The 26624-nt window shown below is 72.5% G+C and carries 20 protein-coding genes; 11 read left to right on the top strand and 9 right to left on the bottom strand.

Annotation, left to right across the window (positions count from 1 at the left end):
* Positions 1-63 precede the first annotated feature (63 nt).
* Complete coding sequence (locus O7626_RS27125; protein WP_278063908.1) at positions 64-1263, top strand: acetyl-CoA C-acetyltransferase; 1200 nt, start codon at positions 64-66, stop codon at positions 1261-1263.
* Between the two features lie 143 nt (positions 1264-1406).
* The gene (gene meaB / locus O7626_RS27120) at positions 1407-2351 is read left to right on the top strand and encodes a methylmalonyl Co-A mutase-associated GTPase MeaB (protein WP_278066332.1); all 945 of its coding nucleotides are present in this window, start codon (positions 1407-1409) and stop codon (positions 2349-2351) included.
* 45 nt (positions 2352-2396) lie between these two features.
* Here meaB and O7626_RS27115 read toward each other — a convergent pair whose 3' ends face one another.
* Positions 2397-2849, bottom strand: coding sequence for a DUF2000 domain-containing protein (locus O7626_RS27115; RefSeq protein ID WP_278063907.1), 453 nt, complete (start codon positions 2847-2849; stop codon positions 2397-2399).
* Between the two features lie 206 nt (positions 2850-3055).
* Between O7626_RS27115 and O7626_RS27110 the strand changes: the two genes are divergently transcribed.
* From O7626_RS27110 to O7626_RS41580, 4 genes are all read left to right on the top strand, one after another.
* Positions 3056-3493 carry an Asp23/Gls24 family envelope stress response protein gene (locus O7626_RS27110; protein WP_278063906.1) on the top strand — a complete coding sequence of 146 codons (438 nt, stop codon included), beginning with the start codon at positions 3056-3058 and terminating at the stop codon, positions 3491-3493.
* Between the two features lie 118 nt (positions 3494-3611).
* Positions 3612-5300, top strand: a complete 1689-nt coding sequence (locus tag O7626_RS27105; protein WP_278063905.1) for a methylmalonyl-CoA mutase family protein — start codon at positions 3612-3614, stop codon at positions 5298-5300.
* 113 nt (positions 5301-5413) lie between these two features.
* The gene (locus O7626_RS27100; protein ID WP_278063904.1) at positions 5414-6349 is read left to right on the top strand and encodes a tetratricopeptide repeat protein; all 936 of its coding nucleotides are present in this window, start codon (positions 5414-5416) and stop codon (positions 6347-6349) included.
* A gap of 65 nt (positions 6350-6414) precedes the next feature.
* Positions 6415-7863, top strand: a complete 1449-nt coding sequence (locus O7626_RS41580) for an arginase family protein (RefSeq protein WP_347404814.1) — start codon at positions 6415-6417, stop codon at positions 7861-7863.
* Positions 7864-8314: 451 nt separating this feature from the next.
* Here the strand turns inward: O7626_RS41580 and O7626_RS27090 are convergent, their stop codons facing one another.
* Positions 8315-9217, bottom strand: a complete 903-nt coding sequence (locus O7626_RS27090) for a LysR family transcriptional regulator (protein ID WP_278063903.1) — start codon at positions 9215-9217, stop codon at positions 8315-8317.
* Between the two features lie 77 nt (positions 9218-9294).
* Here O7626_RS27090 and O7626_RS27085 point away from each other — a divergent pair, with 77 nt between their 5' ends.
* The 3 genes from O7626_RS27085 to O7626_RS27075 all read left to right on the top strand — a co-directional run bounded on the left by O7626_RS27085 (position 9295) and on the right by O7626_RS27075 (position 11111).
* Positions 9295-10104: an SDR family oxidoreductase gene (locus O7626_RS27085; protein WP_278063902.1), complete on the top strand. Its 810-nt coding sequence runs from the start codon at positions 9295-9297 to the stop codon at positions 10102-10104.
* Between the two features lie 102 nt (positions 10105-10206).
* Entirely contained in the window at positions 10207-10764 is a 558-nt protein-coding gene (locus O7626_RS27080) for a WHG domain-containing protein (RefSeq protein ID WP_278063901.1), read from the top strand.
* 113 nt (positions 10765-10877) lie between these two features.
* Positions 10878-11111 (top strand): TM2 domain-containing protein, encoded by a 234-nt coding sequence (locus tag O7626_RS27075; protein WP_278063900.1) that lies wholly within the window; start codon positions 10878-10880, stop codon positions 11109-11111.
* Between the two features lie 88 nt (positions 11112-11199).
* Here the strand turns inward: O7626_RS27075 and O7626_RS27070 are convergent, their stop codons facing one another.
* A complete protein-coding gene (locus O7626_RS27070) occupies positions 11200-13086 on the bottom strand; it encodes a penicillin-binding transpeptidase domain-containing protein (protein WP_278063899.1) in 1887 nt (628 codons plus the stop codon).
* A 390-nt stretch (positions 13087-13476) separates the two neighbouring features.
* Here O7626_RS27070 and O7626_RS27065 point away from each other — a divergent pair, with 390 nt between their 5' ends.
* Positions 13477-18525 carry an NAD-glutamate dehydrogenase gene (locus O7626_RS27065; RefSeq protein WP_278063898.1) on the top strand — a complete coding sequence of 1683 codons (5049 nt, stop codon included), beginning with the start codon at positions 13477-13479 and terminating at the stop codon, positions 18523-18525.
* 66 nt (positions 18526-18591) lie between these two features.
* On the opposite strand, the gene O7626_RS27060 is transcribed toward O7626_RS27065, so the two are convergent.
* The 4 genes from O7626_RS27060 to O7626_RS27045 form a co-directional block, all read right to left on the bottom strand.
* Positions 18592-19338 carry a class F sortase gene (locus tag O7626_RS27060; protein ID WP_278063897.1) on the bottom strand — a complete coding sequence of 249 codons (747 nt, stop codon included), beginning with the start codon at positions 19336-19338 and terminating at the stop codon, positions 18592-18594.
* A gap of 1 nt (position 19339) precedes the next feature.
* Entirely contained in the window at positions 19340-20077 is a 738-nt protein-coding gene (locus O7626_RS27055) for a hypothetical protein (protein WP_278063896.1), read from the bottom strand.
* Between the two features lie 282 nt (positions 20078-20359).
* Entirely contained in the window at positions 20360-21094 is a 735-nt protein-coding gene (locus O7626_RS27050) for a class F sortase (protein ID WP_278063895.1), read from the bottom strand.
* The gene (locus tag O7626_RS27045; RefSeq protein ID WP_278063894.1) at positions 21078-21983 is read right to left on the bottom strand and encodes a hypothetical protein; all 906 of its coding nucleotides are present in this window, start codon (positions 21981-21983) and stop codon (positions 21078-21080) included. Before O7626_RS27045 ends, O7626_RS27050 begins: the two co-directional genes overlap by 17 nt.
* Before the next feature lie 738 nt (positions 21984-22721).
* On the opposite strand from O7626_RS27045, the gene O7626_RS27040 reads away from it, so the two are divergent.
* The gene (locus tag O7626_RS27040; protein ID WP_278063893.1) at positions 22722-24473 is read left to right on the top strand and encodes a glycoside hydrolase family 6 protein; all 1752 of its coding nucleotides are present in this window, start codon (positions 22722-22724) and stop codon (positions 24471-24473) included.
* 139 nt (positions 24474-24612) lie between these two features.
* Here the strand turns inward: O7626_RS27040 and O7626_RS27035 are convergent, their stop codons facing one another.
* On the bottom strand, positions 24613-24981 hold the full coding sequence (locus O7626_RS27035; protein ID WP_278063892.1) for a hypothetical protein: 369 nt from the start codon (positions 24979-24981) through the stop codon (positions 24613-24615).
* A 247-nt stretch (positions 24982-25228) separates the two neighbouring features.
* Positions 25229-26620, bottom strand: a complete 1392-nt coding sequence (locus tag O7626_RS27030; protein ID WP_278063891.1) for a hypothetical protein — start codon at positions 26618-26620, stop codon at positions 25229-25231.
* Between the last annotated feature and the right edge of the window lie 4 nt (positions 26621-26624).

Below are 26624 nucleotides of genomic sequence, written 5' to 3'. Positions count from 1 at the left end.
GCTAGTCTGACCTAACCGACGTTAAGGCGCTCCGCCAGGTTCCCCCCGGAGGCGACAGTTCCCATGGCATCCGTGATCGTCAACGGCGCCCGTACCCCGATGGGTCGGCTGCTCGGCAACCTCAAGGACCTCCCGGCGACGAAGCTCGGCGGGATCGCCATCCGGGGCGCCCTGGTGCGCTCCGGCGTCCCCGCCGACCAGGTGCAGTACGTGATCATGGGGCAGGTGCTCCAGGCCGGCGCCGGGCAGATCCCGGCCCGGCAGGCGGCGGTGGAGGCGGGCATCCCGATGTCCGTACCGGCGCTGACGATCAACAAGGTCTGCCTCTCCGGCCTGGACGCGATCGCCCTGGCCGACCAGCTCATCCGGGCCGGCGAGTTCGACATCGTGGTGGCCGGCGGGATGGAGTCGATGACGAACGCCCCGCACCTGCTGCTCGGCCAGCGGGCCGGCTACAAGTACGGCGACGTGATTGTGAAGGACCACATGGCGCTGGACGGCCTCACCGACGCGTGGGACTGCTGCGCGATGGGCGAGTCCACCGAGCGGCACAACGCCCGGCACGGGATCGGCCGGGCCGAGCAGGACGCATTCGCCGCCGCCAGCCACCAGCGGGCCGCCGCCGCGCAAAAGAACGGCGCCTTCGCCGAGGAGATCGTCCCGGTGGCGGTGCCGCAGCGCAAGGGCGATCCGCTGGTCATCGACGAGGACGAGGGCGTACGCCCGGACACCACCGCCGAGTCGCTGGCCCGGCTCCGCCCGGCCTTCACCCCGGACGGGACGATCACCGCCGGCAGCTCCTCGCCGATCTCCGACGGTGCCTGCGCGGTGCTGGTGATGAGCAGGGCGAAGGCCGAGGAGCTGGGGCTGACCTGGCTGGCCGAGATCGGCCCGCACGGCAACGTCGCGGGGCCGGACAACTCGCTGCACTCGCAACCGGCGAACGCCATCGAGCACGCGCTGCGCAAGGCCGGGCTCTCCGTCGGCGACCTCGACCTGATCGAGATCAACGAGGCGTTCGCGCAGGTGGGCATCAAGTCGACCCGGGACCTCGGTGTCTCCGACGAGATCGTCAACGTCAACGGCGGTGCGATCGCGCTCGGCCACCCGATCGGGATGTCCGGCGCCCGCCTGGTGCTCACCCTGGCGATGGAGCTGCGCCGCCGGGGCGGCGGTACCGGCGCGGCGGCGCTCTGCGGCGGTGGCGGGCAGGGTGACGCGCTGATCCTGCGGGTGCCGGGACAGGCTGGCGGGCGGGAGTGACCCCCGGCTCGGCCGCCGACCGGCCCGCAGCAGGGTCGTCCGGCCCGGACCGCGCGGCCGGCCCGGGGCAGGCGCCGCCGGAGCGGGCAGCGTCCCGGTCCGTCGGGGCGGCCGGGCCGGTGCGGCGCAGCCGGGACGTGCCGATGCTCGTCGAGCTGGCCCGGAACGGCGATCCCCGGGCGGTCGCCCGGCTGATCACCCTGGTCGAGTCCGGTGACGAGCTGCTGCCGCAGGTCGCGGCGGCGCTCGCCCCGCACACCGGGCAGGCCCAGGTGATCGGGCTGACCGGTTCGCCCGGGGTGGGCAAGTCGACCACCACGAACGAACTCGTCCGGGCGTTGCGGGCCCGGGACCACCGGGTCGGGGTGCTCGCGGTGGATCCGTCCAGCCCGTTCACCGGCGGGGCGATCCTCGGCGACCGGGTCCGGATGCAGGACCACGCCACCGACCCCGGCGTCTACATCCGGTCGATGTCCAGCCGGGGACACCTGGGCGGGCTGGCGGCGGCCACCCCGCAGGCGGTCCGGGTGCTGGAGGGGGCCGGCTGCGACGTCGTACTCGTGGAGACCGTCGGGGTCGGCCAGGCCGAGGTGGAGGTCGCCTCGCTCGCCGACACCACCCTGGTGCTGTTGGCCCCGGGGATGGGTGACGCGATCCAGGCGGTCAAGGCCGGCATCCTGGAGATCGCCGACGTCTTCGTGGTCAACAAGGCCGACCGGGACGGCGCCGACTCCACCGTGCGGGACATCAACGGCATGATCGCGCTGGGCGAGCGCGGTCCCGGGGAGTGGCGGCCCCGGGTGGTGCGTGCGGTGGCGGCCCGGGGCGAGGGGATCGACGACCTGGTCACGGCGGTGGAGAAGCACCGCGGCTGGCTGGTCGAGCACGGCGAGCTGCGCCGCCGCCGCGAGGCGCGGGCCGCCGCCGAGGTCGAGGCGATCGCGCTCGGCACCCTCCGGAACCGGATCGGTTCGCTGCGCGCGGGTACGTCCCTGGCGGCGCTCGCCGCCCGGGTGGCCGACGGCGGGCTCGACCCGTACGCGGCAGCCGACGAGCTGCTCGACCAGCTCGGCCGTTCCGCCGGCTGAGCCGCCTGCTCGGCCGTTCCGCCGGCTGAGCCGCCCGTTCCCGGTTCACGGGTGCAGGGCGGCGCCCCTGAACACCTTGTCGACGGCGTTGCGCGGCCCGTGCACGGCCAGCCCCACCAGGTCGAGCCGGTCCCGCCCGACCGCTGCGACGGCGGCCCGGTTGTCCCGGTCGTTGCCGGTGCCGAAGAGCTGCTCGGTGAAGATGGCGACCCGCATCTCCCGTTCGACGGCCCGGCGGTGCGCCCCGACCAGTACCTCCCGGGTGCCGGTGAAGACCAGCACCGGCTGGCGGAACATCGGCAGGTAGCGGGTGCCGTCGGCGTCGAGGTAGTCGGCGCCGAGCAGTTCCGGTTCCGCTCCGGCGACGCCGCTGGTCAGGAACGCCGTCACGTTGAGCCGTTGCCAGCTGGCCAGGTCGTCCCGGAGCAGGATGGCGATCTTGGTGTCGAAGCGGACCCGGGCCGGCTCCGGTCCGGCGGTCGGGACGGCTGCGGTCATGACGGATCCTCCTTGCTCGATGGTCGCCAGCGATCCTGGCCCGTCCCCGGCAGCACGGTCTTGTACGTTCCTTGCGCCACGAGCCCGTGCCGGTCCTCGCCCGCCGGGGATGTGTCAGTCACACCGCTGGTTGCCGGCGGCCGATAGGCTCCGTCAACGCCGGCGGCGCCGTGCGGGCCGTCGAGACCAGGGGAGAGAGACGAAGGATGACCGAGGTTCAGAACGATTCCGGCCAGGCTCCGGAGACCGCACCGGCGGCACCCGCACCGGCGGCGGCACCGAGGGGCGGCACCGAAGTGTCCGAAGAGGTCATCGAGAAGATCGCCGGTACGGCGGCCCGCTCGGTGCCCGGTGTCGCCGATCTCGGTGGCGACGTCGCCCGGTTCTTCAACACCGTGCTGGACAAGGTCGGCCTGGACGAGGTGGGCGACGCGGGGCGGGGCGTCTCGGCCGAGGTGAAGGGGACCAGCGCCACGATCAGGATCGTGCTGGTGATCGCCGCCGGGCACGTCGTGCAGGAGGTGACCGAGGCGGTCCGGGCCAGCGTCATCGAGGCGGTGGAGAAGTACGGCCTGACGGTCACCGAGGTGAACGTCAAGGTGGACGACATCGAGCTGAACGCACCGCCGGCCGCCGGGGCCTGACCCGGGCGGGGGAGGGCCCCGGCTCCACCGCGAGGCGATCCGCGGGCCCTACCTTAGCGATCGTTCAGGGTTCCCCTCTACACTCGGGCGGAGTCGAGGAGCGAGGAGGCCCGCTGCGATGAACGCCGAGGAGATCGCCGCCGGTAGAGCACGCTGGCAGGCCAGGTACGACGCGGCGCGCAAGCGGGACGCGGACTTCAGCACCCTCTCCGGGATGCCCGTCGAGCCGGTCTACGGCCCACCCGAGGGGAGCGCCGACCCGCGCTTCGGTCGGATCGGCTGGCCGGGCGAGTACCCGTACACCCGGGGGTTGTACCCGACCGGCTACCGGGGGCGGACCTGGACGATCCGGCAGTTCGCCGGCTTCGGCAACGCCCGGCAGACGAACGAGCGCTACCGGATGATCCTCGGCGCGGGCGGTGGCGGCCTCTCCGTCGCCTTCGACATGCCGACCCTGATGGGCCGGGACTCCGACGACCCGCAGGCGCTCGGCGAGGTCGGGCACTGCGGCGTCGCCGTCGACTCGGCCGCCGACATGGAGCTGCTCTTCGACGGCATCGACCTGGCCGCCGTCACCACCTCGATGACCATCTCCGGGCCGGCGGTGCCGGTCTTCTGCATGTACCTGGTGGCCGCCGAGCGGCAGGGCGCGGACATCGCCACCCTGGACGGCACCCTCCAGACCGACATCTTCAAGGAGTACATCGCGCAGAAGGAGTGGCTCTTCGACCCCGAGCCGCACCTGCGGCTGATCGGCGACCTGATGGAGTACTGCGACCGGGAGATCCCGCGCTACAAGCCGCTGTCGGTCTCCGGCTACCACATCCGGGAGGCCGGCTCGACCGCCGCGCAGGAGTTGGCGTACACCCTGGCGGACGGGTTCGGCTACGTCGAGCTGGGACTCTCCCGGGGCCTCGACGTCAACCGCTTCGCCCCGGGGCTGAGCTTCTTCTTCGACTCGCACGTCGACTTCTTCGAGGAGATCGCCAAGTTCCGGGCGGCCCGCCGGATCTGGGCCCGCTGGCTGCGCGAGGTGTACGGCGCCACCGACGCCCGGGCGCTCTGGCTGCGCTTCCACACCCAGACCGCCGGGGTCTCGCTGACCGCGCAGCAGCCGGTCAACAACGTGGTGCGCACCGCCGTGGAGGCGCTGGCGGCGGTGCTCGGCGGCACCAACTCGCTGCACACGAACGCGCTGGACGAGACCCTGGCGCTGCCCACCGACTCCTCGGCGGAGATCGCCCTGCGTACCCAGCAGGTGCTGATGGAGGAGACCGGGGTGGTGAACGTGGCCGACCCGCTCGGCGGCTCCTGGTACGTGGAGGCGCTCACCGACAAGATCGAGGCGGAGGCGGAGGAGATCTTCGCCCGGATCCGGCAGCTCGGCGGCGACGGCCCGCACCAGATCGGCCCGATGACCTCCGGCATCCTGCGCGGCATCGAGGACGGCTGGTTCATCGGCCAGATCGCCGAGTCGGCCTTCGTCTACCAGCAGGCGCTGGAGAAGGGCGACAAGAAGATCGTCGGGGTGAACTGCCACACCGGCACGGTCGCCAAGGAGCTGGAGATCCTGCGGGTCTCGCACGAGGTGGAGCTGGAGCAGCGGCGGGCGCTGGCCGAGCGCAAGGCCGGCCGGGACGCCGCCGAGGTGACCGCGGCGCTGGCCCGGATGGTGCAGGTCGCCCGCACCGACGGGAACCTGATTCCGCCGATGCTGGCCGCCGTACGCGCCGAGGCGACCCTCGGGGAGATCTGCGACGCGCTGCGCGCCGAGTGGGGCGTCTACCGCGAGCCGGCCCGGTTCTGAGCGCCGCGGCCGGTGCCGGATCGGTGGGCGTGGTCGGTGTACCCGGCTCGGCGAGGTGTCGGGCAGTGGCGGTTCGCCGGGGTTCGTGGCCTCGCGTGCGAGACTAGGGAACCATGAGCGACCCACGGATCACCTCGTCGATCTTCACCCGCGGCGCGGTCGACCTCGGCGCGCTGCGCGCCGCACAGACACCCGCGAAGCCGGCGGCCCCAGCCACCCCGCCGGCCGGCCCCGGCATCCCCGGAACACCGCCGGGCACCCCTGTGGGGGGCGGTGGTGGAGTCGCGGTGATCGACGTCACCGAAGCCACTTTCCAGTCCGAGGTACTGGAACGCTCCCTCACCACCCCGGTGGTGATCGACTTCTGGGCCGAGTGGTGTGAGCCCTGCAAGCAGCTCTCCCCGGTGCTGGAACGGCTGGCCGTCGAGGGCGGCGGCGCCTGGATCCTCGCCAAGGTCGACGTCGACGCCAACCAGCGGCTCGCGCAGATGTTCCGGGTGCAGAGCATCCCGATGGTCTACGCGGTGGTCGGCGGCCAGCCGGTCGACGCCTTCGCCGGAGTGGTGCCCGAGGCGCAGCTGCGGCAGTGGATCGGCGCCGTGCTCAAGGCCGGCGGCGTCTCGGTGGAGGCGCCGGAGGATCCCCGGCTCAGCGAGGCGGACGAGGCGCTGATCAGCGGCGACCTGGACACCGCGGAGCGGGCGTACAAGAAGATCCTGTCGGACGCGCCGGCGGACGCGGCGGCCGAGGCCGGGCTGGCGCACGTCGCGCTGGCCCGCCGGGTGAGCGGTGCGGACCCGGCGGCGGCACTGGCCGCGGCGGCGTCGGCGCCGGACGACGTACCGGCACAGTTGCTCGCCGCCGACGTCGAGGTGCTCAGCGGTCAGGCCGAGCAGGCGTACGCCCGGCTGGTCGAGCTGGTCCGTCGGACGGCCGGGGATGACCGGGAGGCCGCCCGGCAGCACCTGGTGTCCCTGTTCACCATCGCCGGTCCGGACGATCCTGCGGTGGCCGGCGCCCGGAGGGCCCTCTCGCGTGCGCTCTTCTAGACAATAGGAAGTACGACCAGCGCGCGTGCCGGCCTGGCAGCCGCGATACCGGACGGGAGCACAGTATGCGCCGGATCGCCGTCCTGGACGCCCCGTCCAACCTGGGCCTGCGCCCGCCGACCCCCACGTCGGTGCCGGGCTGCGCCAAGGCGCCGGGCGCGTTGCGCGACCACGACCTGGTCGACCGGCTCGCCGCCCGGGACGCCGGCTGTCTCACCCCGCCCCGGTACGACCCGGGCGACTGGCGTCCCGGGGACGGGGTGTGTCACGCCGGCTCGATCGCGCGCTACTCGATGGAGCTGGCCGACCGGATCGGCGGCATCATCGACCAGGGCGAGTTTCCGCTGGTGCTCGGCGGCGACTGCTCGGTCCTGCTCGGCTCGGCGCTCGCCATGCACCGGCTCGGCGAGGCGGTCGGCGGCCGGATCGGACTGGTCTTCGTGGACGGCCACTCCGACTTCCGGCACCCGGGCAACGCCTCGTACGTCGGCGCGGCGGCCGGTGAGGACCTGGCCCTGGTCACCGGCCGGGGTCAGGCGGACCTGGCGGCGATCGAGGGGCGCCGGCCGTACTTCCGGGACATCGACGTGGTGGTGCTCGGCATCCGCGCACACGACGAGTACCGGCTCGACCTCCAGGCGGCCGGCATCGTCACCCGGCCGGTGCCGGCACTGCGGGTCGAGGGGGCGGCCCGGACCGCCCAGTGGGCGCACGACCAGTTGACCGACTGCGCCGGCTACTGGGTGCACGTCGACGTCGACGTACTCGATCCGGCGGTGATGCCGGCGGTGGACGCCCCGGACCCGGGCGGGATCGCCTTCGCCGAGCTGGAGCTGCTGCTGGCCGGGCTGGTCGACACCCCGCACTGCCTGGGAGTGGAGATCACCGTCTTCGACCCCGACTACGACCCGGAGGGCGCCTACGCGGCCGAGATCGTCGACACCCTGGTCGCCGGCCTGGCCCCGGTCGCTGCACCGGAGGCGGTCCCGCCCCGGTTGGCCCCGGGACGCCCGCCGGGCCCCGAGCAACGGCCAGCCGTGCCCGCCCCCCGCACGGTCCCGCCCGACGTGCCGGTGGCACCGCCCAGGCAGTCGACGATGCCACCGACCGGCATACCGGCCGGGTCGGCGGCGGCTGGCTCGGCTGGCTCGGCGGTGGCTGGATCGGCGGCGGCGGCTGGCTCGGCTGGCTCGGTGGTGGGTGGACCGGCTGTCAACGGCGTCCGCTTCGGGATACCCGACCTGTCCGCCCGCTGGTCGGAGCCGGTGGGTCCGCCAGTCTCGGCTGGTCCGGGTCGGCTGCGCCGCACCCCGTCACTCCCGGCCGATGAGTCAGAGCCGGTCGGTCCGCCCGCGTCGGCTGGTCCGGGTCGGCTTCGCCGTGACCCTCCGCCGCCAGCTGAGGAAGCGGCCGCCGATGCCGTGCGCCCCACCCGTCCCGCCGAAGCGGAACCCGAGGCGTCGGCAGCGGCCCCGACATGGGACGCCGAGCCGGGGTCGGCGGACATCGCCTGAACCCCGCCGTATCCGCTCGTCCTGTCCCGCCGCTCGTCCTGTCCCGCCGCCTGGCTGTCTCGTCGGCCCGTCGGCCCGTCGGCCCGTCGGCCCGTCGGCCCGTCGGCCCGTCGGCCCGTCGGCCCGTCGGCCCGTCGGCCCGTCCGATCGGCCACCCGGCCACCCGGCCACCCGGCCACCCGGCCGACCGACCGCCGGGCCGCCGGGCCTGGCCTGGCCCGGGACCTCCGATCGGGAGACTGTCGAGCTGGGTGCATGGATGGGACACCTGGCGCACCGAGCTGTGGTTGGTATCGGCGCGACCCGGACTCGTGGGCGCACGAACGGGGCAGCTCGACAGTCTCGACGCCAGACCCATACGACCCCGCGGCGACATCCACCGATGGGAGCGCCCATGTCGGCGGCCGAGACGCCACGACGCGAGACCATGCTGCCCGCCCGGCGGTTCCGGCTAACCGGCGTGGGTCAGGTCGATCGTGGTGGCCAGGTCGGTGACGACGTCGAGCAGGTTCCGCAGTACCGGCTTCGGCGCGGCCGGATCCCAGACCACCACGGTCTCCGCCCGCTCGTCGGCCAGCGGCACGAACACCACCCCGGTCCGGCGCAGGCTCCGTGCCGAACTGGCCAGCCGGGACACGCCTAACCCGGCGGCGACCAGCCCGAGCAGATGCGGCACACCGGTGGCCCGGGCCACCACGTCCGGCGTGAACCCGGCCCGGTGGAAGTCCCGGTCGTACTTGCGGTGCCAGGGCGGCCAGGAATCGGGGGAGGTGAGCACCCAGGGTTCGTCGGCGAGGTCGCGCAGCCGCAGCTCGGACCGGCGCGCGAGCGGGTGCCCGCTGGGCAGCACGGCGCAGACGGGTTCGGTGACCAGGGTACGGGTGGCCAGGTCGTCCACCAGCGGTGGTCGGGTGAAGGCGGCGTCGTACCGGCGTTCGCGCAGGCCGGTCACCAGCTGGGCGATGCCGACGTCCTCGGTGTGCAGTCCGACCTCGGGGAAGCGTTCCCGGAACGCCCGGACCACCGGCGGCAGCATGTAGTTGGCGGTCGAGACCAGAAAGGCGAGGCTGAGCCGGCCGATCTCGCCGCGGACCGCCCGCCCGACGGTGCCGACCGCCTCGTCGGCGCGGGCCAGCACGGCGCGCGCCTCCGGTAGGAACACCTCGCCGACCTCGGTGAGCCGGGCGCCGCGGGTGTCCCGGTCGAACAGCCGCACCCCGAGGGATCGTTCCAGGACGGCGACCTGCTGCGACAGCGACTGCTGGGCGACCCGCAGCGCGACCGCCGCCCGGGTGAAGCTGCGGTGTTCGGCCACCGCGACGAAGTACCGCAGGTGCCGCAGCTCGGGGGGCACAGGCTAGGACTGTAGCGGCTGCTGGAAATGTGTGTTGGCGCTCCGGTCGGCCCGTTGGCCAGAGTGGACCGCGGGCGGTGGTCGGCACCGCCGGGCTGGACGAGGCGGGGAGGGGCGCGGTGGCGCGACGGGAACGGGTGTGGTTGGTGACCGGATGCTCGGCGGGCTTCGGCCGGGAACTCGCCCTGGCGGCGCTGGCCGCCGGTGACCGGCTGATGGCGACCGCCCGGGACACCGGGCAACTGGCCGACCTCGCCGGGGCCGGGCCGGAGCGGGTCCGGACGGCCCGGCTCGACGTCACCGACGAGGCGTCGGTGCAGCGGGCGGTGGCGGAGACCCTCGCCGGGTTCGGCCGGATCGACGTGCTGGTGAACAATGCCGGCTACGGCTCGGTCGGCGCCGTCGAGGAAATGACCATGCCGGAGTTGCGCGCCCTGCTGGAGGTGATGTTCTTCGGCGCGGTGTCGGTGACCAGGGCGGTGCTGCCGCACCTGCGGCGGCAGGGCGGCGGGACGATAGTGCAGATGAGTTCGATGGGCGGCCAGGTCACCATGCCCGGCTTCGGCGGGTACTGCGCGGCGAAGTTCGCCCTGGAGGGCCTCTCCGAGGCGCTGGCCGCCGAGGTGGCGCCGTTCGGCGTACGGGTGTTGATCGTCGAGCCGGGCGCGTTCCGTACCGAGTTCGGTGGACGCCGGATGCACCGGTCCAGGACGATCGAGGCGTACCGGGTGTCGACCGCCGGCACCAGGGCGGCCGTGGACGCGATGGACGGCACCCAGCCCGGTGACCCGGCGAAGGCCGCTCGGGCAGGACGCCCTGCGGAGCATCCGGGCGGCCCAGGAGCGGCGCCGGGCCGACCTCGACGGCTGGGAGAAGCTGAGCCGTAGCACAGATGGCGAATTTGACACGGCAGGCTAGCGCTACTAGCTTTCTGGCTATTGTGACTAGCAGATCTCCGGGTCGACGAGGAGCGTTCCACGGGCGTCGCGGTGCCTAGGGCCGGGCTCTCGCCGACCGCCGTCGTCGACGCGGCGCTCGGGGTGATCGACGAGCACGGCGTCGACGCGCTGACCCTGGCGGCCGTCGCCGCGCGCACCGGGGTCGCCCCGCCCTCGCTCTACAAGCACGTCGCCGGCCTCGCCGAGCTGCGCACGCTGGTCGGGATCCGGGTGCTGACCGAGATGACCGACCGGTTCGTGGCGGCCGTGCTGGGTCGCAGCGGCGACGACGCGGTGGCGGCACTGCTGCGCGCCTACCGCGACTACGTCCGCGAGCACCCGGCCCGGTACGCGGCGGTGCCGCCCGATCCGATGCACGAGCCGGCCATGGTCGACGTCGCCACCCGGATGTTGCAGGTCTTCCTCGCCGCGCTCCGGACGTACGGGCTCACCGACTCGGCGGCGATCCATGCGACCCGGTGCGGCCGGTCCATCGCACACGGCTTCGCCTCGCTGGAGGCCAGCGGCGGCTTCGGGCTGCCGGAGGACCTGGACGAGACGTACGAGCAGCTGATCGCGATGTTCGTCGCCAGTCTGCCGGGCCGGTGACTTCCGCCTGATCACGGTGCGGTTACCGGGGCAGCGGGGCCGACGGGATTCCGGTAATGTGCGCGACCGCTGTGCACGCAACTTTCCCTGAAATGTTCTGAAAGGAATAAACCATGTCCACAACCGCCGCCGGTCCGGCCGTCGGGCAGAAGTCCTGGATCGCCGCGCTGCTGCTCTGCCTCTTCCTCGGCACCATCGGCGTGCACCGGTTCTACGTCGGCAAGGTCGGCACGGGCATCCTGATGCTCCTCACCTTCGGCGGGTTCGGCATCTGGACGCTCATCGACCTGATCATGATCGCGGTCGGCAAGTTCACCGACAAGCAGGGCCTGGCCCTCGCCCGCTGAGCCGACCCGCACCGACAGCCGGGACGGTCCGGGGCAGACCCCGTCGACCGCCCCGGCTGTCGTGTTCGTCCGGGCCGGGCCGCCCCGGTCAGCGGAGGCCGCGGAGGAACTTCTCGGCGATCGGCACGGCGCTGGCCGTACTCGACCCGCCCTTCTCGACGAAGACCGCGAACGCGACGTCTCCCTGCCAGCCCACGAACCAGGCGTGCGTGTGCGCCGGGTTGTCGTCGTACTCGGCGGTGCCGGTCTTGCCGTACACCGGTCCGCCGGGCACGTCGGCCAGCGCGCTGCCGGTCCCCTTGGTGACCACCTCGCGCATCATCGTGCGCAGCGGCTCGACCGAACCGGCCTTCAGTTGCGGGCCGGGCGGGGCGGGCTCGCCGGGCACCGGCTCCAGCACCAGTTTCGGCTGCTGCCACTGGCCCCGGGCGACGCCTGCGGTGGCCGCCGCCATCGCCAGCGGGCTGACCACGGTGGTGCCCTGGCCGAACGAGGCGGCCGCCCGCTCGGCCGCCGACCCGCCCGCCGAGACCTTGCCGGTGAAGGCGTCGGTGCCGAGCTTCCACTCCGCCTCCAGGCCCAGGCTCCGGCCGGCGTTGGCCAGCCCGTCCGGTCCGAGCTTCGGCGCCAGCGCGGCGAACGCCGTATTGCAGGACTTCGCGAAGTCGGTGCGGAACGGCACGGTGCCGAGGGCGAAGTTGTCGGAGTTCTTGAACGAGCGCCCTTCCACGGTGAACGTCTTCGGGCAGCCGACCGGTCCGTCCAGGCTGACCGCGCCGAGGTCGAGCAGCCCGAGCGTGCTGACCATCTTGAAGGTCGAGCCGGGCGGGACCTGGGCGGTGAAGGCGAGGTTCTCGGCGGTGCCGGAGTTCGCGGCGGCCAGTACGGCGCCGTCGCCGACGCGTACCGCGACCAGGGCGGCGCGCTGCCGGGAGCCGCGTACCGCGTCGTCGGCGGCGTTCTGGGTCGGCACGTCGAGGGTGGTCTTCAGGGGTATCCCGGCCTGCGGCTCGCGCCGGAACACCTCGGTGCTCTCCGGCGCGACCGTGCCGTCCGGAAGCTTGCTGACGATGACCACGCTCAGTCCGACACCGCCACGCAACTGCTTGTCGTAGCGACCCTGTAGCCCGCCGTGACCGACCGAGTCGCCCTCCTGCACCAGGCCGGGGTTGGCGGCGATGTCGTCCGCCTGCGCCGGGTCGACCGAGCCGAGCAGGGCGCGGGCGAAGTCCCGGGTCGGTGCGAGTTCCCGCTGCTCGTCGCGGAACTTCGTCCCCGACAGGTCGTAGATGCGCGGTTTGATCTGGAGGTACGCCTCCCGGCGCAACGTCACCACGTCGACGAAGGCGTTCGGTTTCGCCTCCTTCATCCGGGCCGGCAGGTCGGTCAGGTCCACCGGCGGGGTGATCGGCGGGCGGATCGCCCGGAACGCCGTGTCGAGCTGCCGGACCAGGCCGGGTACGTCGGTCACCTGATCCGGCTGCACCCCGACGACCACCACCGGGCGGGGCGCCACCAGGGGCGCTCCGGCCCCGTCCGTCACTGCCGCCCGGCTGGCGGTCAGCCGGCGCACCGCCAGCTCGTCACCGCTGCTGAGGCGGGGCTCGACGACCTTCGGTTCCCAGATCACCTGCCACTCGTCGTCGTCGCCACGGTTGAGATGGATCTCCGAGGGGTACGACCAGTGCGTGTCACCGGGCAGCGTCCAGTCCACCCGTACCGTCGCGGTCGCGTTGTCCTCGTTGACCTTGGCCTCGCCCTCCCGACGGAGCTTCGGCGGCGTCCTGGCCAACTCGCCGGAGAGCTGCTTGATCTCCTCGGTCACCTCCTCGGCGGGCACCCGCTCGCCGGCCGGGTTACGGAAGCCGACCCGGTGCATGTCGCCGCCGAGCCAGCCGGCCAGGAACGCGTCGACCGCCTGGTCGGGCCCGTCCGAGCCCGAGCAGCCGGCCAGGGCGCCGGCCGCGAGCAGCACGCCGGCCAGTGCGACAGTCGTGCCTCGACGGGCGGTATGCCGGAGTCGGGCAGTATGCCGGAGAAGCGGGCGTGGGGATGGCGTGGAAAAGCGCATGCCGCGGTTACCTTCCAGGTCGGCGCACCACCGGAAGGCGCACCGGCGGCAGCCCGACCGTAGTACGCCGGGCCCAGCGCGGGCTGCCCCGGTGCTTCCGGCGGGGCGGATCGGGTGATGGCCGAGCGTGCGTGGGTACTCCCAGGCGGGCGTGTCGGGTGTCCGCGACGGCCGGAGGGAGAGACTCGAGATCCGGCATCCGCACCGCCGGTCCACCGGCAGAGGGGCTGATCGGTAGGGCCTAGTCTGGGCGGAGAGTGACCCACGGCGTGGTGGGTCGAGGGGAGTGGCACGATGGACCGGCGTCCGGCGATCAAACCGGAACCCGTTCTCCGGCCGGCGAATGCCAGCCGAGACGACAGCTACGACGCGGCGATCGACGACGACGGAGCCGGCTCTCGGGTCGCCTCCGGCGCGACAGGTGTGCCGGGGGCCAGCATCGACACCCTCTACGACCTCGGACTGCCACCGGAGGCCCTCGCCGACGACGTCGAGGACGCCGACCTGGACGAGCCGGTGCCGAACGCCGAGCGGCTGGTCGCCCAGGCGGTCACGCTGGCCGGGGACGACCACGACGCGGCGACGCTCGTCGACAGGTTCTGGCGGTTCGCGCCGGACGAGGAGCTGATCGGCTTCACCGCGGCGGAGATGCTCGCCGCCGCCAAGGAGCACCGGGAACTCGCCCAGCAGCGGGTGCCGGGCGAGCTGAAGCTGCGGATCCACGAGCCGGACGAGGACCAGCAGCACACCGTGATCGAGATCGTCACGGACGACATGCCCTTCCTGGTGGACTCCGTCACCGCCCTGCTGACCGGCCACCACCTCGACGTGCACATGCTGGTGCACCCGTTGGTGGTGGTCCGCCGCGAGCCGCTCGGCAGGCTGACCGAGGTCGCCGCCGACGTCGAACCGGACGACGCGATCGACGGCGACATCGTCGAGAGCTGGATGCGGATCGAGATCGACCCGGTACGCGGTGCCGCCGACCGGGACCGATTGCGCGCCGAGTTGCAGCGGGTGCTGACCGACGTGCGGGAGGCGGTGGAGGACTGGCCCAAGATGCGCCAGCGCGCCCTCTCGCTCGCCGACGAACTGGCCGCCGCGCGCACCGCCGAGAACCGCCCACCGGTGCCGGAGAAGGACATCACCGACTCGGTGGAGCTGCTCCGCTGGCTGGCGCACGAGCACTTCACCTTCCTCGGCTACCGCGAGTACCGGCTGATCCAGACCCCACAGGGCGCGGCGCTGGAGGCGATCCTCGGCACCGGGCTCGGCATCCTGCGCCAGGACTCCACCACCCCCCGGGCGCTCTCCTCGATGACCCCCGAGGCGCACCAGAAGGTGACCGAGAAGCGGCTGCTCATCATCACCAAGGCGAACAGCCGGGCCACCGTGCACCGGTCGGCCTACCTGGACTACATCGGCTTCAAGGTCTTCAACGAAGCCGGCGAGGTGGTGGGGGAGCGGCGCTTCCTCGGGTTGCTCGCCACGGCGGCGTACCGGACCAGCGTCCGCGAGCTGCCGGTGGTCCGCCGCAAGGTCGCCGAGGTGCTGGACCGCTCCGGGCTCAGCCCGCGCAGCCACTCCGGCAAGGACCTGTTGCAGATCCTGGAGACCTATCCCCGGGACGAACTCTTCCAGATCAAGACCGACGACCTCTACCACGCGGTGATCGGCGTACTCCGGATGGCCGGCCGCCGCCAGCTGCGGGTCTTCCTGCGCCGCGACGGGTACGGCAGGTTCATCTCCTGCCTGATCTACCTGCCCCGGGACCGGTTCACCACCCAGAACCGGCTGCGGATGCAGGAGATCCTGCTCCGCGAGCTGAACGGCATCGGCGTCGACTACACCACCCGGGTCACCGAGTCGATGCTGGCCCGGGTGCACTTCATCGTCCGGACCGACCCGGCCAGCCCGCCCGGCGAGGTCGACGCCGACCTGCTCGCCGAGGAACTCGCCGACGCGACCCGGCTCTGGGACGACGACTACCGGCTGGTGCTGGAGCGCAAGCTCGGCGACGAGCAGGCCAAACACCTCTTCACCCGGTACGCCGACGCGTTCCCGGAGGGCTACAAGGACGGGCACACCCCGTACGAGGCGATGAAGGACCTGGCCAAGCTGGAGCTGCTGGAGGAGCCGGGCCAGCTCGAGATGCACATGTTCCGCAAGCAGCAGCCGGCCCGGCCCGGCGGCCCCGCCCCGGCCACCGCCGTCGAGGACGTCCGGTTCAAGGTGTACCGGTACGGCGAGCCGATGGTGCTCTCCGCCGTCCTGCCGGTACTGCACTCCCTCGGCGTACGGGTGGTCGACGAGCACCCGTACGAGGTGGACCGGATCGACGGCCGGATCTACCTCTACGACTTCGGTCTCGAACTCCCCGACGGCGCCCGCGAGCTGGCCGAGGTACGCCCGCACGTCGAGAACGCCTTCTCGGCCACCTGGCGCGGCGAGGCCGAGGTGGACGGCTTCAACGAGCTGGTGCTGCGCGGCGGGCTCACCTGGCGGCAGGTGGTGGTGCTCCGGGCGTACGCGAAGTACCTGCGGCAGGCCGGCACGGTCTTCTCGCAGGACTACATGGAGTCCACCTTCATCGCGTACCCGCAGCTCGCCGCCTCGCTGGTGGAACTCTTCGAGGTGCGGTTCTCGCCGACCCTCGGGCTCAGCGCCGAGGAGCGCAACCTGCGGAGCAAGGAACTGGTCACCTCGATCGGGCAGCAGCTCGACGACGTGAGCAGCCTGGACCAGGACCGGATCCTGCGGTCCTACCTGACGCTGATCCAGGCGACCCTGCGGACCAGCTTCTACCAGCGGCGCACCGACGGCCGACCCAAGCCGTACGTGGCGTTCAAGCTCGACCCGCAGGCGGTGCCGGACCTGCCGGCGCCCCGGCCGAAGTACGAGATCTTCGTCTACTCGCCGCGCTTCGAGGGCGTACACCTGCGGTTCGGGCCGGTGGCCCGGGGCGGCATCCGCTGGTCGGACCGGCGGGAGGACTTCCGCACCGAGGTGCTCGGCCTGGTCAAGGCGCAGATGGTGAAGAACGCTGTGATCGTGCCGGTGGGCGCCAAGGGCGGCTTCGTGCTCAAGCAGAAGCCGGGGGACCGGGACGAGGCGGTCGCCTGCTACCAGGGCTTCATCTCGGCCCTGCTGGACGTGACCGACAACCTCGTCGGCGGGCAGATCGTGCCGCCGGCCGACGTGGTCCGGCACGACGCCGACGATCCCTACCTGGTGGTGGCGGCGGACAAGGGCACCGCGAGCTTCTCCGACACCGCCAACGAGATCTCGGTGCGCAACGGCTTCTGGCTGGCCGACGCGTTCGCCTCCGGCGGCTCGGCCGGCTACGACCACAAGAAGATGGGGATCACCGCCCGGGGTGCCTGGGAGTCGGTGAAGCGGCACTTCCGGGACATGGGGATCGACACCCAGAGCCAGGACTTCACGGTGGTCGGGGTCGGCGACATGTCCGGCGACGTCTTCGGCAACGGGATGCTGCTCTCCGAGCACATCAGGCTGGTGGCCGCCTTCGACCACCGGCACATCTTCCTGGACCCGGACCCCGACCCGGCCACCTCGTACGCCGAGCGCCGCCGGCTCTTCGACCACCCGCGTTCGTCCTGGGCGGACTACGACGCCGACCTGATCAGCGAAGGCGGCGGGATATACCCGCGTACCGCCAAGTCGATCCCGGTCAGCCCGCAGGTGCGCTCGGTGCTCGACCTCGGCGACGTCGAGTCGATGTCGCCGCCGGAGCTGATGAAGGCGATCCTCCGCGCCCCGGTCGACCTGTTCTGGAACGGCGGGATCGGCACCTACGTGAAGGCGTCGTCGGAGTCGAACTCCGAGGTGGGGGACAAGTCCAACGACGCGATCCGGGTGGACGGCAGGGACCTGCGGGTCAAGGTGGTCGGCGAGGGCGGCAACCTCGGCTTCACCCAGGTCGGCCGGATCGAGTACGCCGGCGGCGGCGGCCGGATCTTCACCGACTTCATCGACAACGCGGCCGGGGTGGACACCTCGGACCACGAGGTGAACATCAAGATCCTGCTCGGTGCGGCGGTGGCCGACGGCGAGCTGAGCGTGCCGGACCGGGACGCGCTGCTGGCCGAGATGACCGACGAGGTCGCGCAGCTCGTGCTCCGGGACAACTACGACCAGGCGCGGGCGATCGGCAACGCGCAGGCCCAGGCGGCCTCGCTGCTGCCGGTGCACCGCCGGATGATCTCCGACTTCGAGCGGGCCGGTCACCTCGACCGGCAGCTGGAGGCGCTGCCGCCGGACGAGGAGCTGGCGGCGCGCACCGACACCGGGTTGACCGCGCCGGAGTTCGCGGTGCTGCTGGCGTACGTCAAGATCGTGCTGGAGCGGGAGATCCTGGCCGACCGGCTGCCGGACGAGGAGTGGACCTTCGAGGTGCTCGCCGGCTATTTCCCGACCCCGCTGCGCGAGCGGTACGCCGACCGGATGCCGGAGCACCGGCTGCACCGGGACATCGTCACCACGGTGCTGGTCAACGAGGCGGTGAACCGGGGCGGCATCTCGTTCATCTACCGGGTGGTGGAGGAGACCGGCGCCACCCCGGCGGACGTGATCCGGGCGTACGTGGTGGTCCGGGAGGTCTTCGGGCTGCGCGAGGTCTGGGCCGACATCGAGGCGCTGGACAACCGGGTGCCGACCGACGTCCAGACGGCGGTCTACCTGGACACCCGGCGGCTGCTCGACCGGGCCGTACGGTGGCTGGTGACGAACCGCCGCTCGCCGATCGACGTACCGGCCGAGATCGCCCGGCTGCGGGACGGCATCTCCCGGCTGCTGCCGGAACTCGGCGGCCTCTTCTACGGCAGCGAACGGGAGGCGCTGGAGGCACATGTCGACATGTGCGTACGGCGCGGGCTGCCCCAGGACCTGGCCGAGCGGTCGACCCGGCTGATGTACAGCTTCGGCCTGCTCGACGTGGTGGAGACGGCCCGGGCGACCGGGCGGGACGTCGCCGAGGTGGCGGCGGTCTACTTCGTGCTCTCCGACCGGTTCCGGGTCGACGCGCTGCTGTCGAAGATCTCGCTGCTGCCCCGGGAGGACCGCTGGCAGACGCTGGCCCGGATGGCGCTGCGCTACGACCTCTACGCCGCGCTGGCCGCGCTCACCGCCGAGGTGCTCGGCGGGACGCCTGCCGAACTGTCGCCGGACGAGCGGGTGCAGGAGTGGGAACGGTCGAACTCGATCTCGATCGGGCGTACCCGCAGGGCGATGGGAGAGTTCGACGAGTCGCAGGCCGATCTCGCCGCGCTCTCCGTACTGCTGCGGCAGATCCGTACCCTGGTCCGGACCTCGGCGGCCGGCTGACCGGCGGCTGGCTGGGCGGCCTGACCCGGCCCAGCCGGCCCGTCCCTCCGCGGGACCCGGATCCCGTCAGGGGATCCGGGTCGCGGAGACGATCACGTTGTTCCGGTAGCTGCCCTCCTTGCGGTCGAAGCTGCCGCCGCAGGTCACCACCTGGAGCCGGGCGGCGTCGGCGGTCCCGTAGACCAGTTCGGAGGGGAACGAGGTCTTCGGGTACGACTTGACGGCGTCCACCGCGAACCGGACCAGCTCGCCGTCGGCGCGGACGACCTCGATCCGGTCGCCGCGTTCGAGCGAGCCGAGCCGGAAGAAGACGGCCGGGCCGATCGCGGCCGAGTCGACGTGCCCGACCACGACCGCGTTGCCGAACTCGCCGGGGCTGGCGCCCAGCTTGTACCAGCCGGCGCGGTGGGCCTGCTTGAGCGGCGGTACCTGGACGGTCCCGTCGGCCTCCACCCCGAGCGGCATGATCTCGGCGTCCACCCTGATCTTCGGGATGCCGATCCGGACCGGCTCGGAGCGCGGCAGTTCGGCCAGCGGGGGCGGCCCGCCGGTCGGCATGCCGGGCCCGGTCGGGGCCCCGGGCTGCCCGGTCGGGGTGCCCGGGGCCGGTGGCAGTGGTGGCCGGGGGGTCGAGCCGGGCTGCGGTGACGTTTCGGCGGCCTCGGTGTCGGCGGGCTGTGGCGGCTGTGCCGGTGCCGGGTTCAGGCCGGCGGTGAGCAGGGCGGTGCCGCTGATCGCGAGCAGGACGACCAGGGTGACGCCGGCGGCACGCCACGGTTTCCCGTGCCGGCCGCCGGCGCGCCTGGTCGGCACGTCAGGCTGGTGAGCCATCGGTACGACGTCGGCGGATCATCAGGAAGCCACCGAGCGCTGCCGCTCCCAGCAGGCTGGCGCCGGCAGCGGTCTTTCCGGAGTCGCTTCCGGTGGCGCCACCGTCACCGCCGTGCACCCAGCCCCGGGGCAGCACGACGATCTTGCCCTTGCTGTCGCAGGCGCCCCAGGCCGGGTAGTGCCCGGGCCTGGTCCAGTGCGGCACCTTGGCCCAGGCCGCGTAGACGGCCCCGCCGTACGCGGCCTGGCCGCCCTCACCCCCGGGCTGCCCCTCCATGTCCGGCTGGGCGTCCGGCAGCGGCGGCTGGGTGTTCTCCGGCGGTAACGGCGGCTGGGTGTTCGCCGGTGGCTCCGGCTGCGGGTTGGGCGGCTCCGGCTGCGGGCTGATCGGAGGCTGTCCGCCGTCGGGCTGTCCGCCGCCGTCGGGCTGTGGACGCGGGGTTTCCGGTACCCGGAGGCCGTCCTCAGGCACCGGCTTGAGCCAGATCTTGCCGGTGATCTTCGACGAGACCCAGGCCCTGGCCACCGGGTGTTCGCACTTGAGGATGATCTTGAATTTGTGTCCCGGCTTCACTCCCTTCGGGACGGTGTGGATGTGGCCCCTGTTGCCCCGGTCGTGCGGGGCGCCGTCCGCCAGAGCGGTTCCGGGCGCGCAGATCAGCAGGGATGCGGCACCGAGACCCGCGCCCGCCATCACCTTCCCCAGCAGTTTCCTACTCATGACTCTTGGTCACTCCTTCCCCGTTGGTGCGCTCGACGGCCAGTCGAGCCAGCACCGACGTTAGCTAGTTTGTGAGGAGATGTCGTTATTATGGGTGTTCCTGGGTGAACGCCGACTTCTGAGTGATAGAGGAGTTCACGTCGAGGATGTCCGGATCGGCGGGGTGGGCGGACACCCGACGGGGGGACAGCGGTAACGCCGCTGTCCCCCCGTCGTGGTCCGCCCGCCCGTCAGCCAGCCGGGCGGGTGCCGTCGGCGGCTGTCCGGCTGCCGGCTGCCCGGTTACCCGGCCAAGCGGGCGAAGGCGACGACGTTCTCCGGATAGGAGCCCGTGCGCTCGTCGAAGTCCCCGCCGCAGGTCACCAGCCGCAGCCCCGAATCCTCGCTCGGGCCGTAGACGAGCTCGGTGGGAAAGGCCGCCTTCGGGTACGACTTCACGCCGTCCACCACGAAGCTGGCCAGGCTGCCGTCCTCGCGGATCACCTGGATGCCGTCCCCGGGCAGCAGGGCGCCGAGCCGGAAGAAGACCGCCGGCCCGATCTCCCGGGAGTCGACGTGCCCGACGATCACCGAGTTGCCGGCCTCGCCGGGCGTCGGACCCAGCCGGTACCAGCCGGCCAGCCCCGCCCTGGCCAGCGGTGGCACCTGCACCATCCCGTCCGGGGTGAGTCCCAGCGGCATGATGGCCGCGTCCACGCCGATCTTCGGGATCGTGATCTTGACTGGCTCGGACCTGTCCAGTACCCGCGCCGGGCCGGTGTCGGTACCGCTGCCCGGTGTCGCCGTACGCCCGGTGTCGCCGAGGTCCGGACCGGTCACCGCCCGGTTCTGCTGGTCCGGGGCGGCGCCGGCACCGGGCTGCGTCGGCGGGGCCGGTTCCGGCGCGTTGAGGGCTGCCCCGATCAGACCGGCGCCGACCAGCGCCAGCAGGGCGACGAGGCCGGTGCCGGCGGCCCGCCACGGTCTCCCGTGGCCGCCGCCGGCACCGCTCGCCGTCGCCTCAGTCGGCCGACTCATCGGTACGGCGCTGCCGCAACAGCACCAGTCCGCCGAGCCCGGCCAACCCGAGCACCCCCATCCCGGCCACCGCGAGGTTGTCGCCGTTCCCGGAGGACACACCGCCGTCGCCGCCGTCGACCCAGCCCTTCGGCAGGATGGTCAGCTCACCCTTGCCGCAGGAGCCCGTGAGCTCGTACGATCCCGGCTTCGCGTCCCACGGGACGGTGACGCTGTTCCAGTACTCGTAGCCGCCCTTTCCGCCCGTCCAACCGTCCTCGGCCTTCCCGCCGCCGCTCTCCCAGCCGTCCTTGCCCGGTTCGGCCTTCTCCCAGCTGTCCTTGCCCGGTTCGGCCTTCCGGTCGGCTTCCCCGCCGTCGCTGCGCGGTTCGGCCTTCTCCCAGCCGTGCCTGCCGTCCTCGGCCTTCCCGTACTCCGCCCAGCCGTGCCCGCCGTCGTCCCGGGCCATTCCGCCGGTGCCCTCCGCCTTGCCCTCGTCGGGCTTCTCTGCCTTGCTCTCCTCGGGCTTCTTCGTCTTGCCCTCGTCGGTTTTCCCCGCCTTGCCCTCGTCGGGCTTCTTCGTCTTGCCCTCGTCGGGCTTCTCCGCCCTGCTCTCCTCGGGCTTCTTGCCGGCCCGGTGGTCGTCCCTGGGAATCAGGTCCACCTTTCCGGTGACCCTCGACCACAACCACGCGTGCTGCTGCGCCTCGGTGCAGACCTCGACGAGTTCGACCGTGCCGCCGGGCCGCACCGCGGCTGGTTTCGCGAAGGCGTGGCCTGAGCTGTCCTTCTGGTACCCCTCCGAGTGGTGGCCGCCGTCCGCGAGGGCGGCCGAGGGGGAGAAAACGAGTAGCGAAGTGCCGCCGAGAGCGGCTCCTGCGATCATCCTGCCGAGGAACTTCTTGGACATGACTTTCGTCATCCTTCCCTCTTGCCTCAGCCCGCCGGCAGACGAGCCATGACCGAGATTAACGAATTTGTGAGCTTTCATCGGATTCTTTCGCCTTTTCCCCTAACGGGTACTCAAGGCGCCCGGAGGTACCCCCTGGGACCTGTGGTGGGTAGCGGACGCCTCGGGTTCGGCGTACCGACCCGACCGGGGAGGGCGGGATCCGCTCCGGAGGGCGGGATCCGCTCCGACGGGCCGGCTGGCCGCGAACGCTCGGGGCTTGGCGGCGAAGCGCCTGATCGGCGGGTCCGGGGGAGTACGGCGTCGCTCGTCCGGTTCCGTTCGAGGCGGGCGACGGCGGCCCGGGGTAGGCTGCGGGTCGGGGTGCGGTCCACTGTGCCCACCCGACCGTGCCGCCGCAGGTCGCGATGACGAGCCTCGATGGCCGACGCAAGCCGGGAATCGTCATCCATCACTGTCGAGGTGTTGTGGTGGAAGCGCTCCCATGCAAGAATTCATCCACTGTGCTGGGGGAGCCACACCGCGCAGCAGACGCCGAGGGCAGCCGGTTCACCGGACGGCGTCACCACGGCCGCTCAGCCGGCGGCCGGCACCACCACCAAGATGCGCCCGTCGTCCGGGGCGGGTTTACCGCAGTCCCCCATGGCGTCCACGGACGTACCCACCTGACGTGACGTCCATGTGACCGCCGCGCCGGTTCCGCCTGTCGTGACCGGCTGGCCCAAGGAGATCAGTGGCATGAATTTACGGAGTAGATTGTCCGTCCGGCAGAAAGCCGTCGCGGTGGCAGGTGCGAGCGCTCTGGTCGCCGCCGGTCTGGTCACCCTTCCGGCATCGGTGGCGCAGGCCGCCCCCGGCTGCAGCGTCACCTACAGCGCCAACCAGTGGCAGGGTGGTTTCAGCGCCAACATCACCATCCGGAACGTCGGTGACGCGATCAACGGCTGGACCCTCCGCTTCACCTTCCCGGACTCGAGCCAGCGGGTCACCCAGGGCTGGTCGGCCAACTGGACCCAGTCCGGCAGCCAGGTGACCGCCACCAACGTGGCGTGGAACGGCAACCTGGCCACCGGCGCCTCCACCGGCATCGGGTTCAACGGCTCGTGGAGCGGCAGCAACCCGGCGCCGACGTCCTTCAGCGTCAACGGGACCAACTGCAACGGCACCGCGCCGACCACCGGCCCGACGACCGGGCCGACGACCGGCCCGACCACTGGTCCGACCACCGGCCCGACGGGGAACCCCTCGGCCCGGGTGGACAACCCGTACGCGGGCGCCCGGGGTTACGTGAACCCGGAGTGGAAGGCCAAGGCGGAGAGCGTCTCCGGCGGCAACCGGATCTCCAGCAACCCGACCGGCGTCTGGCTGGACCGGATCGCGGCGATCGAGGGCACCCCGGACAGCAGCTCGAACGGCGCCATGGGCCTGCGTGACCACCTGGACGAGGCGCTGGCGCAGAACGCCGGCTACATCCAGCTCGTCATCTACAACCTGCCCGGCCGGGACTGCGCGGCGCTGGCCTCGAACGGTGAGCTTCCGGCCGACGCGCTGGGCAGGTACAAGACCGAGTACATCGACCCGATCGCGGCGATCATGGGCGACACCAAGTACAGCAGCCTGCGGATCATCGCGATCATTGAGATCGACTCGCTGCCGAACCTGGTCACCAACGTGTCGCCGCGGGAGACCGCGACCGCGCAGTGCGACACGATGAAGTCCAACGGCAACTACGTCAAGGGTGTCGGCTACGCCCTGGCCAAGCTCGGTGCGGTTCCGAACGTCTACAACTACATCGACGCCGGCCACCACGGCTGGATCGGGTGGGACGACAACTTCCGGCCCTCCGCGCAAATCTTCGCCGAGGCCGCCCGCGCCGAGGGCAGCACCACCGCCAACGTGCACGGCTTCATCGCCAACACCGCCAACTACTCGGCCACGGTAGAGCCCTACCTGAACGTGACCGAGCAGAACCGGCTCTCGAAGTGGATCGACTACAACAAGTACGTGGACGAGCAGCGCTTCGCCCAGGCCCTGCGCACCGAGCTCATCTCGCAGGGCTTCTCCAGCAGCATCGGCATGCTGATCGACACCTCGCGTAACGGTTGGGGCGGCTCGGGCCGGCCCACCGGCGCGGTCACCTCGGGCACCGTGGACGAGCAGGTCGACGGCTCCCGTATCGACCGCCGGATCCACCTCGGCAACTGGTGCAACCAGAGCGGTGCCGGCCTCGGTGAGCGGCCCCGGGCCGCCCCGGCCACCGGGATCGACGCGTACGTCTGGATCAAGCCCCCGGGCGAGTCTGACGGCTCCAGCACCCAGATCGACAACGAAGAGGGCAAGGGCTTCGACCGGATGTGCGACCCGACGTACACCGGTAACCCGCGGAACAACAACAACATGAGCGGCGCGCTCGACGGTGCCCCGATCTCGGGTGCCTGGTTCCCGGCGCAGCTCACCCAGCTGATGCAGAACGCCTACCCGGCGCTCTGACCAGCGGACGACAACTGGGGTAGCACAACAGCACAGCAGCGACACCAAAGCGGTCCCCGGCCGGCGCGGCAACGCGTCGGGCGGGGACCGCCGCCGTCGGTGCCGACGCAGGGCGGTCCGGCCGAGAGCCGGGTCCGGCTCAGGGCACCGTCTTCTCCACCGCCGCCGCCGTACCCTCCCGGTCCAGTTCCGCCCCGGCCCGCCGTACGTTCTCCGGTGTCGGGTCGCGGCCCTGCGCCATCGCCAGGTCCTCCGGATCCCACGCCTGCTCGGCGCCGGTACGCGTGTCGCCCGCGCTGCCCGCGCCCTGCCCGTGCGGGTCGCCGAGCAGGTCCTCGGTGCGCGGGAAGTCGCCGGGAACGTCGTCCGAGTCCACGAAGTCCGGGTTGTCGGGACCCGGCCCACCGTCCGCCGCGAGCTGCGGAACAGCGGTCTCGTCCTCGATCGCGGCGGCCACCTCGGGGCTCTCCTCAAGCGGCCGGTTCGGCGTCGGGTCACGCTCGGTCATGCTGCTGCCCTCCTGTGCCGGATGTCGCGCGCGAGCGGTCTTCCGGGCCGACTACCCCGGACGACCCGTGCCATGCCTGCCTGCCCGCCCGCCCCGCCCCCGCCGGGCCGGGCCGGGGACTTCACCCACGGAAAGGCTGTTCCGCCTGCCCTTGGTGCCGACGGCTCCCCGGTACGCCGACGGCTCCCCGGCACCCACCGGTCGGCGGGCATCGGGGAGCCGTCGGGAGATCGGCGCGCGAGGCGGGCTATCGGCCGAGTAGGCGGTCCAGGAAGTCGCGGTGCCGGCGTACCACCATCCGCAGCTGCTCGGTGTCGGTGGCGTCGTCCCGCTGCCAGCCGCCGAGGTCGTCCTGCTGGCGGGTCAGTGCCTCGGTGACCGCCGCCACGGACTCCCGGACCAGCCGGTGGGCCTCCTCGGTGGCGCCCGGCGGGTCGTCGACGAACCGGAGCTGCACGTCCCGCCACCGGTCCCGGAATCCTCGTACGGCCTCGTCGTCGAGGATCGCGACGATCGGCTCGGCCGGCGCGGCACCGGGCGGAAGGCCGCCGTCGGTCGTACCCCGGGGCTCTGCCGCCGTTCCGTCGTCGACCTCCGCCGGCTCGTCGGGATCGCCGCCGACCACGTCGGGATGGCCCGCGCTGAGCACGTCCGGGTTCACCGGGTGGGCCACTCCGACCGCCGTCGAGTCCACCGGCCGGCCCAGCGGATCCGCCGCCGGCTCGGGTCCGTCGGCGTCGGTCACCGGTGCGCCGGGCCGGTTGGCGGTGGCGGCGTCGGCCGCACCGAGGCTCCGGTCCGGTACGCCCGAACCGGCGGTGACCTCGGTCCGCTCGTCGCGGACCCCGTCGATGCGGTCGTCGGCCGGCCCGTCGCCGGAGCGGACGGTGTCCTCGTTGCGCGGGTCGCGGTGGCTGCCGGCCAGCGCGGCGGCGGCGACCGCACCGCCGACGGTGGGCGCACCGAAGCTGGTGGGCAGCGGTGCCGGCGCGTGGAACTCGGAGGTGCCGGAGCGGTCCCGGGCGTCGTCGGCGGAATCGTCGGTCCGAGCGCTGCCGTCCGGGTCGTCGGTGCGGGCCGGGTCGTCCGGGTCGTCGGTGCGGATGCTGCCGTCGGGGTCTCCGGCGGCGTCCTTGCCGGCGGTCCGCACGTCGGCGACGTGGTCGACCCGTACGGTGTCGGCGTCGGCGGTGGCCGGCACCTTACCGGTCGGCTCGTCGGTGCCGTCGGCCGCGTCCGTCTGGCTGACGTCCGCCAGGTCGCCCCGGTCACCGGCGCTCGGGACGGCGTCGTCGGCACCGTCGGCACGAAGCGCCGGAGAGCGCTCCGGAAGGGCGTCGTCGTCCAGGGCCGCGTCCTCGGCCCGGTCCTCCGCCGAGCGGTTCTCGCCGCGCCGGTCGTCCCGGCTGCGGGCCTCGGCGGCCGGGTCGGACGGGAACGCCGGGCCGGTTCCGTCGGTCGCGAGGTCGCTGTCGTAGGAGCCCCGCTCGTCGAGCGCGTCGGGGCCCTGGTCGCCGGTACCCTCCGGATACCGGTTCCGCTGCCGGCCGTCCGGCTCGGCGGGGCCGGTCACGGGTACCGGCTCCGAACGGATCACGTCGGTGCCGCCGTTGTCGGTCTGCTGTTCCTGGTGACGCATCGCA

This window comes from Micromonospora sp. WMMD1102 (assembly GCF_029626265.1).
GTDB lineage: Bacteria > Actinomycetota > Actinomycetes > Mycobacteriales > Micromonosporaceae > Plantactinospora.
Note: the sequence above shows the minus strand (reverse complement) of the source record. Positions and strands in the feature narration are given on the sequence as shown.